The 11,526-nt window shown below is 35.1% G+C and carries 8 protein-coding genes; 6 read left to right on the top strand and 2 right to left on the bottom strand.

Annotation, left to right across the window (positions count from 1 at the left end):
* The coding region (locus tag Q0992_RS09080) for a hypothetical protein (RefSeq protein WP_299522774.1) at window positions 1-576 on the top strand (576 nt) is incomplete at its 5' end.
* A 468-nt stretch (window positions 577-1,044) separates the two neighbouring features.
* Here Q0992_RS09080 and Q0992_RS09075 read toward each other — a convergent pair.
* Window positions 1,045-3,516, bottom strand: a complete 2,472-nt coding sequence (locus Q0992_RS09075; RefSeq protein WP_299522771.1) for an outer membrane beta-barrel family protein — start codon at window positions 3,514-3,516, stop codon at window positions 1,045-1,047.
* A 101-nt stretch (window positions 3,517-3,617) separates the two neighbouring features.
* Between Q0992_RS09075 and Q0992_RS09070 the strand changes: the two genes are divergently transcribed.
* Window positions 3,618-3,980: a CoA-binding protein gene (locus Q0992_RS09070; RefSeq protein WP_299522768.1), complete on the top strand. Its 363-nt coding sequence runs from the start codon at window positions 3,618-3,620 to the stop codon at window positions 3,978-3,980.
* Here Q0992_RS09070 and Q0992_RS09065 read toward each other — a convergent pair.
* Window positions 3,967-5,505 (bottom strand): sodium:solute symporter, encoded by a 1,539-nt coding sequence (locus tag Q0992_RS09065; RefSeq protein WP_299522765.1) that lies wholly within the window; start codon window positions 5,503-5,505, stop codon window positions 3,967-3,969. The genes Q0992_RS09070 and Q0992_RS09065 overlap by 14 nt on opposite strands.
* Before the next feature lie 77 nt (window positions 5,506-5,582).
* Here Q0992_RS09065 and Q0992_RS09060 point away from each other — a divergent pair, with 77 nt between their 5' ends.
* The 4 genes from Q0992_RS09060 to Q0992_RS09045 form a co-directional block, all read left to right on the top strand.
* On the top strand, window positions 5,583-8,585 hold the full coding sequence (locus tag Q0992_RS09060; RefSeq protein WP_299522762.1) for a T9SS type A sorting domain-containing protein: 3,003 nt from the start codon (window positions 5,583-5,585) through the stop codon (window positions 8,583-8,585).
* Window positions 8,586-8,665: 80 nt separating this feature from the next.
* On the top strand, window positions 8,666-9,283 hold the full coding sequence (gene recR, locus Q0992_RS09055; protein WP_299522759.1) for a recombination mediator RecR: 618 nt from the start codon (window positions 8,666-8,668) through the stop codon (window positions 9,281-9,283).
* A gap of 7 nt (window positions 9,284-9,290) precedes the next feature.
* Window positions 9,291-10,388: a glycosyltransferase family 2 protein gene (locus Q0992_RS09050; protein WP_299522756.1), complete on the top strand. Its 1,098-nt coding sequence runs from the start codon at window positions 9,291-9,293 to the stop codon at window positions 10,386-10,388.
* Between the two features lie 87 nt (window positions 10,389-10,475).
* Window positions 10,476-11,526 (top strand): dihydrolipoamide acetyltransferase family protein (locus Q0992_RS09045; RefSeq protein WP_299522753.1); only part of this gene is annotated, 1,051 nt, incomplete at its 3' end.

The raw sequence follows: 11,526 nt of genomic DNA, 5'->3' as shown, positions 1-11,526 counted from the left end.
GTGGGTGACAATGAGGGCTTTCTAACCTTTTTTGATGAAAATGGGAAATTTTTAAAGAAAATAGATACTGAACAAAAAGGGCTTATGAGTTTAGATTGGCATCCAGAAGAAAATGTAATTGTTACGGTTGGCGACAAAATTTCGTTGTATAACTATGAAATTGACAGCCTAAAACATATCGAGGATAGGAAAGAAGAAATGCTAATGCTTTGTGTGGCTTGGAATCCCAACGGAGAATTTTTTGTAACAGGCGACTATGGAGATTTTACAAATCACTATCCGCCATGGTTACAGTATTGGACATATGATGGCGAAAGAATAAAAACAATTGAAAAAAGCAAAGCAGAATTGAGAAATTTGGAATGGTCTTATGATGGCGAATTATTAGCAACTGCTAGCGAAAAGATTAGACTTTGGAATAAAGATGGAGATTTAGTAGCAGAACAATCTGCCGAAAATCTTCTCTGGGGAATAGATTGGAATAAAAATAGTAGCAAAATAATTACTACAGATGACCAAGGAAAAATCATTTTTTGGGATAGAAACTTAAATAGGTTAAAAGAATTGAAATATTGAAAAGACTCACTTGAAAAACAAACAATGGAAATATAAACTGGTTACAACAATGTATAACTGCAATTTGCTACGCCAGTTCGCTTTGCTCGTATTGGCGGATTTGACTGCATGATAAAAAACAACTAAAAAAAGCCCGAACAATCTAAAATTGTCCGGGCTTTTCAGCTATTAACCAACTTTAACTAACACTTTATTATAAAACATAAGTATCTTATAACAACTATTACTTAAAACTTATCTCAATATCTTAGACGTTACAGTCTTAGTTTTATTTCAAACATTAACATTTTTAACGTGTATTTAACAAAAACCCTGACGAACCTAGGGCTGTCAGGGTTTTCTTATCTAATAGTTAAACATTAACACTAACCATCAACTATTTATGTAAACTATTAAATATTAAAGCTATGTTCTACACTATAAAGACTTTATTTTTATCTAAATGTTGCACTTCTAGGCAAATGTTTTTTATAAGAAACCTCCACCAGACTTTTCGTCATTATCTCTTCGCTTACGAGACTTTGCTCTGTACTTTCCACCTCCAAAACGATAAGCTAAACTTGCAAATATGGTTTTAAATTCTGGGATAAACTCAGCCTCCTGCCTAAATGGACGCTCACTTAAAATGTTGATTTCTTGAGTATCGAATACGTTATTAAAGTTTAAGCTAAACGTAGCTCTATTATCTTCTAAGAAACTGTAACGCAATCCAAGATTCACAAAATAAAATGGGTCTACCTCAAAGTTTAACCCTGTATCCTTACCACGATACATAGCGAATGCTGAGAGTGATAATTTTTTCGTTACTTTAAAGTTGTTGAACACTCTAAAGTTGAGGATAAGGTTATCAACTTCCGTATTATTGATTTCAATATCGCTTTCTGTAGGGTTAACAATCGTTGGGTCTAATGATTCTGCAAATCCACGCTGTGTGCGACCGTACATATCAAAACTGGCATTAAAACTCCACCATTTTGTTAGTTTATAGTTACTGGATATTTCTATACCATAAGCAGATGTGTTGTCAAAGTTGTCTATTCTTAAAATCACACGGCCAGAACCAAGTGCTGATCGATCTACAAAGACCCCTTGGTTAATTTCATCTTCTATCAATCTATAGAATACTCCAGCAGTAATACTTCCTTTTTCAAGGTTCCTAGTATAATTGGCCTCAATAGAATTGGTGAATTGTGGTTCTAATTCCTGATTACCAAACTGCGAAATCAAAGGAGTGTTAAACTCCGGAATCGGATTTACTTGCCCAACACCAGGTCGGTCTACACGACGACTAAAGCTAAACTGATAAGAATTCTTTTCAGATGGGTTATACGTTACAAATGCTGATGGGTACACTTGTGTGTAGTCATTTTCAAAAGGAAACTCAGTCGTGGAGTCGTCCGTAAGATCCGTATCCACAGCAAATGTATTGACATTTACAGTCTCTGCCCTAAGCCCTAATTGATAAGACCATTTTTCTAACTGTTTGCTATAACTTACATAAGCCGAATAGATATTACGCTCGTAATCAAATGTCGTTGACGTTGGGATGAAATTACCAAACTCATCCTGTACTCTGGCATCTGAATTATAGCTTAAATCCGTAGTGAATAGCCGCGCTTGTAAACCAGCTTCAAGTTTGGCTTTTTCCGATAATGGATTCACGTAGTCCAAGTTAATTGTTGTACGATCTCTTTCCGTATCGGTGAATTCATCAAAATTTGGACGTACATCAGCACCAGTAAAACGGTTAAGGGTGACGACATCGTTATCAAAAAAGTTGAAATCCGCTTCCAATTCAATATTATGACCTTCTTTGCCAAAATCCAACTTATAATTCACGTTGTACTGTTGGCTATGGTTTTCATTATTATTGTCAATAACCTGAAGAAAATCATCAGAAGGATCTTGAAACATTAATGACGTTTGGCCAAAGGAGCCACCATCAAATATATTTTGATTGGTAAATACTGAGAAAGTATTTTTATCATTGATATAATAATCTACACCAAATTTGAATAAATGGGTATTACGCTCATCTAGGAGGTCAATATCCTGAGTTAAATCTGCCTCAACTTGTTCTAGTTCAATAAAGTTTTGGTTTTCGGCAATATTGTTGCCGTAACTACCATAGAAATTCAGTTTGTTATTTCTGTAGTTCATGTCAATAGAACTATTAAACTTAGGTTCTAATTGGTAACCCAATCCAAAGTTGAGATTACCGTTAAAACCGACATTTATGTTTTTGTGGAGAACGATATTTATAATGCCACTCATACCATCAGGATTATATTTTGCTGATGGATTGGTAATTAATTCAATTTGTTTTATAGAAGTAGATGGTATTTGCCTTAATAACTGGGCCGCTGGGATATTAGACAATTTACCGTCAACCATAACTTGAACATTTTGATTGCCCCTTAAGGCAATATCTCCAGTTTGGGGATCTACATTTACTGTAGGAATATTGTTCATAATATCTGAAGCCGTTGGTCCAGAAGTCGTTAAATCCTTACCGACTTTAATGACCCTTCTGTCAATTTTTTGTTGTATAGTTGAGGTTTCTGCAACTACAGTTACTTCGTCGAGAGCCGTATCGTCTTCTTCCAAACGAATATCTCCCATATTAATATTATAGCTACCTCTTCCAATAGTTTCTTGCTTAATAATAGTTTTATAACCTATGAAGGTAATTTCTACTTTTATAGTGCCTTCTGGGATTTTTTTTATGCTAAACGTACCATCGCTATTGGTGATGCCTCCAGTAATAACTTTGTCAGAGGCATCCTTAACAATAATATTTACGTAAGGAAGAGGTGCGTTGAGGTTTGCATCTAAGACGCGACCTCTAATGGAACCATTTTTAATATCAGGATTTGAATTGGGTTGGGCACTTAAAATGGCTGATGAGACCATAATAAGCATTAGAAAGAAATGCTTCATTTTTTGATTGTTTTTTGATTGATTGATAGTTTCTTAATGTCTAGACGACTATTTTTACATCATGTTACCTGATTTAACATTCCTTAACATCTTTTTAACATATGGGTAAAAAAACATTGGTCCTAGGAGCTTCTCTAAAACCTGGACGCTATTCTAACATCGTGGTCAATAAACTACGTAATAATAAGCACCAAGTTGTTGCTTTTGGTATAAAGCCAGGTCAAATAAATGATGTTATTATTGATACAGAATTACAGTATTATGATGAGATTGATACGGTGACATTATATCTCAACCCTAAGCGGCAGGAGGCTTATTATAACTATATAATTGAGTTAAAGCCTAAACGTGTCATTTTTAATCCAGGTACTGAAAATCCTGAGTTGTATCATCTTTTAAAAGATAATGATATCGATTTTGAAGTGGCTTGTACTTTAGTATTACTGAGTACTAATCAGTACTAGTTTTTTTGGATATAAGAAGCAGTCCTAAAAATGTAATAAGACCATTAAGCGGTAAAATTTCCCAGTGGAAGTTATAATAGTATTTTTGAGCATATAATGCTGCACATTCCCAATTAGATTTCGTACAGTCTTCTAATAAAAGCTCTTGGCTGTATGCATAGTATGTTGGTGCAAGAGTTATGGCATAGGTCATAATTATTGCAGTTAAACCAACAATCCATACATATTTATCTTTAATAGTAAGCTTAGTGAGAATGCCAAAAGCGAATAAACCCAGTAAAGGGCCATAGGTAAATGTGGCAAACTTAAAGAGGTTACTCACTACACTTCCATCTAACATATTGAATAACAAAACTACTAAGGCAAGTGTAATTGAAACTGCAATATGTACTTTTTTTCTAAGTGGTTTTTGTTCTTCTTTTGGTTTGTTTTCAATATTTAAAAAATCAACACTAAAAGATGTCGTTAAGGATGTTAATGCACTATCGGCACTAGAATAGGCAGCTGCTATGAGACCAATTAAAAAAGTAATTGCCAAACCTTTACCCAAACCTTGATTCATGGCTATTTCGGGAAATAAAAGATCTGTTCTCACTCTCCCATCTAAAACAGGAATGGCAACATTGAATTCTTCTGCGTAGATAAATAATAATGCCCCTAATGATAAAAAGATAAAGTTGACAATGACTAAAAGAGTCGCCATACTCAACATATTTTTTTTTGCGTCGGTAGGGTTTTTACAGGTTAGGTTTTTTTGCATCATATCTTGATCAAGCCCTGTCATGGCTATCGCAATGAAAATTCCGCCAATAAAGTATTTCCAGAAATAGACTTTAGTTTTAGGATCATTAAAAAAGAATAGTTTCCCTTTTTCCTTAAAAGCATCAGAAGATAAAAACTCTGTATAGGACCAATCTAGTTTTTGATTGATTAAAAAAATAGCAACCGTAACAGATATTAGCATAGCTAAGGTTTGAAGCGTATCTGTCCAGACTATGGTTTTAATACCACCTCTATTAGTGTATAACCAAATTAGTAATATAGATATGACTACGGTCATCCAAAACGGGACACCCATTTGTTCAAAAACTATAAATTGCATTGCTAACGCAACTAAAAAGAGACGAAATGAGGCGCCTGTAACACGAGATAGTAAAAAGAAAAAAGCGCCAGTTTTATAACTAACTGATCCAAAACGTTGTTCTAGATATTGGTATATAGAAGTAACGTTTAGTCTATAATATAGCGGAATTAATACGGTGAGTATAAAAATATAACCAAAAAAGAAGCCAAAAACACCTTGCATGTAAGCAAATTGTTCTTCACCAATTAAACCAGGGACAGAGATGAATGTAACTCCAGAAAGTGAAGCGCCAATCATCCCAAAAGCTACCACATACCAAGGTGATTGCCTTTTGGCTTTAAAGAAAACATCATTGCTGTCATCTTTACCTGTAAAGTAGGATATTAAAATGAGTATGCTAAAGTATCCTATAATAACAAAGAGAATGGAGCTGGTACTCATAAAAAATGTGCTTATTTAAGAAATTTTTACGAAAAATAGTACATTTGAAAAAAAAAGCCACTTAAAATTGATGATTTATGAAAAAGTTTGCCCTTTTAATCGTATTCCTATGCTTTGCAACTACTAGTTTTTCCCAAAATTATCAGGATCTTATAGCTGAAGGTACTCATACTGTAGAATATATTGTTGAAGTAGCTGAACGTCATTTTGATTCTGTAGGTAGAGATAGGGGAACAGGTTATAAACCATTTAGGCGTTGGCAGTATTTTGCCGAGCGTGCTATGGACGAAACAGGAAAACTAAAAACACCAGAGTTTTATTATAACGAATTACAAGCCTACAATGCATATATCAATAGTGAAGGCTTAGCGTCCAAAACTATAGTTGGTGATTGGGAAGAAATGGGGCCAACTTACTGGAATGCTTTAGCAGGATGGAACCCAGGCGTTGGTAGGATAACTTCTATAGATGTAGAAGAGAATAATCTTAATCATATTATTGCAGGTAGTCAAACTGGAGGAGTTTGGCGTAGTATTGATGGTGGATCTACTTGGACAGTTCTTACAGATAACCTTTCTAATATCGATGTATATGCTTTAGCTATAGACCCAAGCAATAATGCAACTTATTATTGGGGTTCTACAAGTGGTAACATATTTAAGTCTACAGATAGTGGATCTACTTGGATATTACATAGCTCTTTGCCAAGTGGTTTTGTAAATAAAATTTTGATCCATCCTACAAATTCCTTGATAATGTTTGCTACTGCCCAAGGCGGTGGGATTTATAAATCTACTAATGGTGGTACGTCTTGGACAATAATCCATCCTACAGCGACAACAGGTTATGATGTTGAGTTTAAACCGGGCGACCCAAATACAGTTTATGCTTCAGGAAATAATTTTTTTAGATCTGTTGATGGTGGCGTATCATTTGTTCCCGAAGATAATTCTGGTATAAATCCCAACGGTTTGGAAGATTGGACTCAAGAATTTGTGAGTGGTGAAAATGAATGGAGGCGTTCAAATTCAAATCAAAATAATACAGTAACTCCAAGAACAGGAAGTGCAATGGGGTGGTTTCAGACTAATAATTTTTCACAGTCAACACGTTTAGTGTCGCCATCTATGAATTTAAGCAGTGCGGTTAACCCTCAGGTTAAATTCTCATATACTCAAGTTAGCTGGGCTGGAGATATAGATGAGCTAAGAGTATTGTATAAAACCTCTGTCAGTAGTTCATGGGTAGAGTTAGCACATTATACGGCAGAAGTAATCAGTTGGGAGGATATTACCCTAAACTTACCGAATACGACGACCGACTATTATGTGGCTTTTGAAGGCGTTTCTAATTATGCCAGGGGTGTAACATTAGATGATATTTCAGTAGAAGCTGATAATTTGGGAGTTGTGTTTTCTGAAGGATTCGAATTCATACCTGGCAAGATGTCTGTTGGTACTAAGATGATAGGAGTATCTGATGCTGACCCCACAGTAGTTTATGTTTTGGAAGCAGAACAGAATATTTATGGAAGTTTTTTCAAGTCATCCGATAGTGGAGCAAATTTTACAGAATACGATCACTTTAGTAACAACTATTTTGGTTATGATTCTTTTGGTAACGATAGTCGTGGTCAAGCACCAAGGGATATGGACATTGTAGTCAATCCTAATGATGCTAATGATGTACACATTGCAGGTATAAATACTTGGAGGTCTACAGATGGAGGTTCTAATTTTAGTATTACATCCCAATGGGTTCCTGGAAATGCTTCCTCTCAAAATATTGGGTATTGCCATGCAGATGTAGATATTATGTTATTTGCAGGTACAGGTGCTAATACTGAATTAATAGTTGGAACTGATGGTGGTATATTTAGAGCAGAAAACCCAACTGTTGTAAATAGTAACTATTATACAGATTTAACACCTGGTATGGGTATTAGACAATTTTATAAAATTGGTATAAGCCAAACAGACCCTGTTGTGGTAACAGGAGGCTCACAAGATAATGGGACTTCAGTTCTAAGAGCTGATGGCTTATGGAGAGATTGGCTTGGTGCTGACGGTATGGAAGGTTTTGTAGATAAGAATAATTCGCAAACAATGTATGGTACTACACAGTTTGGTGGATTGTATAAGACGCTAAATGGTGGTCAGGATTTGGCTTCTATTACTTCTCCTGCTGGTAGCGGTTTCTGGAATTGGATTGTACCTTTTGAGCAAGACCCTACAGTAGATAATACCATTTACGTGGCTTATGACCAAATTTATAAGTCTATTGATGGCGGTACTAGTTGGATTTCAATATCTCCAAATTTTGGCACTAATATCGATCATTTCAAAATAGCTCCATCTAATAATAATAGAATGTACCTTGCTATTAATGGAAGCTTTTGGCATACAACAAATGGAGGGGGCAATTGGATACAATCGTCATTAAATTTATCTGGTGCTTGGATTAATGAAATAGCCGTTCATCCTACAGACCCAGATAAAGTGGTCATAGCCACAACGAATAATGAAAAAGTGTATTTAAGTACTGATGGGGCACTGTCATGGGCATCGATACGTTGGGACTTGCCTAATTTTTCATCTCAAGCATTAGCATGGCAAGATAATGGAGAAGATGGATTGTATGTTGGTATGAATTATGGAGTTTATTATACAGACAATACGCTTGGAAATACATGGGTGCCTTTCAATAACGGTTTACCAAATGTTAGGATAAACGAATTAGAAATTAATACAGCAGACAATAGGATTTATGCAGCAACTTATGGTAGAGGCTTATGGCGATCTAATGTTTATAATTCTACCTTAAGTGTTAGTGATTTAGAATTTAATGACCTTTTGATGTTTCCTAACCCTGCTGCAGGTGAAGTAAATCTAAAATGGAATAAACTAGAAGATGTTAGTATTAGAATCTATGATGCACAAGGCAAAATAGTGTTTTACGGAAAGAAAGTTAATTTGTTCAATGAATTTAAAATAGATATGTCCTCTCTTGATTCTGGACTATATTTTGTGAAATTAAATAGTAACAATGGCGAAATTACCAAAAAGCTGATTTTAGAATAACTATCAATTAGAAAAAAAAGCCCAATTGTAAATGGTTTGCAGTTGGGCTTTTTTGTTCTTAAATCAGTAACTTCGCGTTTATGGAATTTTCTTCAAGACTTTTAGAAAATGCTGTTAATGAAATGGCAAAATTACCTGGAATAGGAAAGCGAACGGCTCTGCGCTTAGTGTTACATTTACTTAGGCAGCCAAAGCACCAGACCTTTCAATTATCCGACGCACTAAGCAAAGTAAGAGAAGAAATTAATTTTTGCAAGTCTTGTCATAATATTAGTGATAAGGAACTATGCGAAATTTGTGAAAACCCTAACCGCAATAAAGAATTAATCTGTGTGGTTGAAGATATTAGAGATGTTATGGCTATAGAAAATACGAGCTCATTTAAGGGCTTGTATCATGTTTTGGGCGGAAAAATTTCGCCAATAGATGGTGTAGGTCCTCAGGATTTAAATATCAATTCTTTGGTAGAAAAAGTAAAATCAGGGCAAGTGAAAGAGCTTATTTTTGCTATGAGCCCAACAATGGAAGGTGATACCACTAATTTCTATATTTTTAGACAAGTTCAAGATTACAATATCGCTACCTCCACAATAGCTAGAGGCGTCGCAGCTGGCAATGAATTGGAATACACAGATGAAATTACATTAGGCAGAAGCATAATTGATCGTATTCCTTTTGAAGGATCATTAAAATCATAAACTTATCTTGAAGCTATCCGTCATCATACTCAATTATAACGTACGTTACTTTTTAGAACTCTGTTTAAGTAGTGTTGAAGCTGCTGTTAAAGATATTCAAGCTGAGATTATTGTTGTTGATAATAATTCTTCAGATGATAGTTGCAATATGGTTAAACAATTATTTCCTTCTGTACAATTCATTGAGAACCCTGAAAATTATGGTTTCTCAAAGGGAAATAATATTGGTGCATTAGAAGCAAAGGGCGAATTCTTATGCATACTTAATCCAGATACGGTTGTAGCAGAAGACACTTTTGAGAAAGTACTTCAGTTTGCTGAATCTAAAACTAAAGTTGGTATCATTGGCTGTCAGTTAATTGACGGTAGAGGAGCTTTTCTACCAGAGAGTAAAAGACAAGTACCTACCCCTAAAGTTGCTTTTCAAAAATTAATAGGTAGGACTAAAAACTATTATACAAATACTCTACGTCCTGATGAAATAGGTACAACTGATGTATTGGTCGGTGCTTTTATGCTCATAAAGCGATCCGTTTACAATGAGGTTAAGGGCTTTGATGAAGACTATTTTATGTATGGAGAAGATATCGATTTATCATATAAAATGTTAAAATTAGGATATTCAAATTATTATTTTGGTGAGACTACGATAATTCATTTTAAAGGAGAAAGCACATTAAAAGATACAATTTATGCAAAACGATTTTATGGTGCTATGGAAATTTTTTACAAAAAACACTTTTCAAGCAGTAAAATAATAGCATCTATTGTAAGATCGGGTTTAAAATTGGTTTCAAAGAGAGAAAGTGTCAAAGTATTAATGCCAATTGAAACCGAAAATAATGTGGTGGTTGCTAGTTCAATATCTAAAGAGTTAAAATCAAAATTAAAGCGACCTATAGTGTTTACTAAAGACTTAAACGATATTCCAAGCAATGCTCAAATCGTTTTTGATATAAGCTATATAGACTATAAGTCCATAATTGGCTACATGAAGCAATACAAAAGTACTAAGCAAAACACATACCGAATATTGTTAAAAAATAGTAACTTTATTCTTGGAAGTGATCGCAGTAAGAGTCAAGGAGAGGTAATTCATTTCTAATTAAGTATTAAAAAAAAATCAACAAAAAACACTATTTTTTATTAATTTTGCATCCGATTAGCTAATAAAGACCTTCAAATTAACGATATGGCAAATTTTGAACTTAAGTTACCTAAAATGGGAGAGAGTGTTGCCGAGGCAACAATTACCTCTTGGCTTAAAGACATTGGTGATACTATCGAGGCAGACGAAGCTGTCTTGGAAATTGCTACCGATAAAGTAGATAGTGAGGTGCCAAGTGAAGTCGATGGTGTTTTGGTCGAAAAATTATTCGATGTTGATGATGTTGTTCAAGTAGGCCAAACACTTGCTATAATAAAAATTGAAGGAGATGACACGGAGGAAGCTGAAGCACCAGTTTCCGAACCGGCTGAGAATGAAGCGTATAAGGCTGTAGCTGAAGTAGCCCAAACTGTTGTTGCTGCTAAAACATCTGTAGAACCGATTATAGCCTCTGGTGACCGTTTCTATTCGCCTTTGGTTAAAAATATTGCCAAGCAAGAAGGCATTTCCCAATCTGAATTGGATACAATTCCTGGTACAGGCAAAGACGGTCGCGTTACTAAAAATGATATAAAAAGTTATTTGCAATCTCGGAGTTCAGCAGCAGTTTCAACACCCAAACCTGAGCCTGTTGAAGTTAAGGAAACGATTGCACCTAAAACGGTAGAAACGAAAACAGAACCTCCAAAACCTAAAGAGAAACCAGCACCAGTTCCTGTGGTGGCTTCTGGTGAAGATGAAATCATTGAAATGACTAGAATGGGGAAACTCATCTCTAAGCATATGATTGATTCTGTACAGACTTCCGCGCATGTACAATCTTTCATTGAAGCTGATGTCACAGGCATTTGGAACTGGAGAAATAAGCATAAAAATGCCTTTAAGCAACGCGAAGGAGAAAACTTAACCTTTACACCAATCTTTATGGAGGCTGTGGCTAAGGCCCTACGCGATTATCCAATGATGAATATTTCCGTTCAAGGTGATAAGATCATTAAAAAGAAGCATATTAACTTGGGTATGGCGGCAGCACTTGCTGATGGTAATCTAATTGTACCCGTTATTAAAGATGCCGATCAATTAAATTTATTGGGTATGGCCAAGAAAGTCAATGATTTGGCCAATAGAGCGAGAG

This window comes from Winogradskyella sp. (assembly GCF_028289625.1).
Taxonomy (GTDB): Bacteria; Bacteroidota; Bacteroidia; order Flavobacteriales; family Flavobacteriaceae; genus Winogradskyella.
This window is presented reverse-complemented; position numbering and strand designations above follow the sequence as displayed.

Excerpts from the sequence above, each read along its gene's own strand:
- Q0992_RS09075 (WP_299522771.1), bottom strand. The coding sequence starts at position 3,516 with ATGAAGCATTTCTTTCTAATGCTTATTATGGTCTCATCAGCCATTTTA.
- Q0992_RS09065 (WP_299522765.1), bottom strand. The coding sequence starts at position 5,505 with ATGAGTACCAGCTCCATTCTCTTTGTTATTATAGGATACTTTAGCATA.
- recR (WP_299522759.1), top strand. The coding sequence starts at position 8,666 with ATGGAATTTTCTTCAAGACTTTTAGAAAATGCTGTTAATGAAATGGCA.
- Q0992_RS09070 (WP_299522768.1), top strand. The coding sequence starts at position 3,618 with ATGGGTAAAAAAACATTGGTCCTAGGAGCTTCTCTAAAACCTGGACGC.
- Q0992_RS09060 (WP_299522762.1), top strand. The coding sequence starts at position 5,583 with ATGAAAAAGTTTGCCCTTTTAATCGTATTCCTATGCTTTGCAACTACT.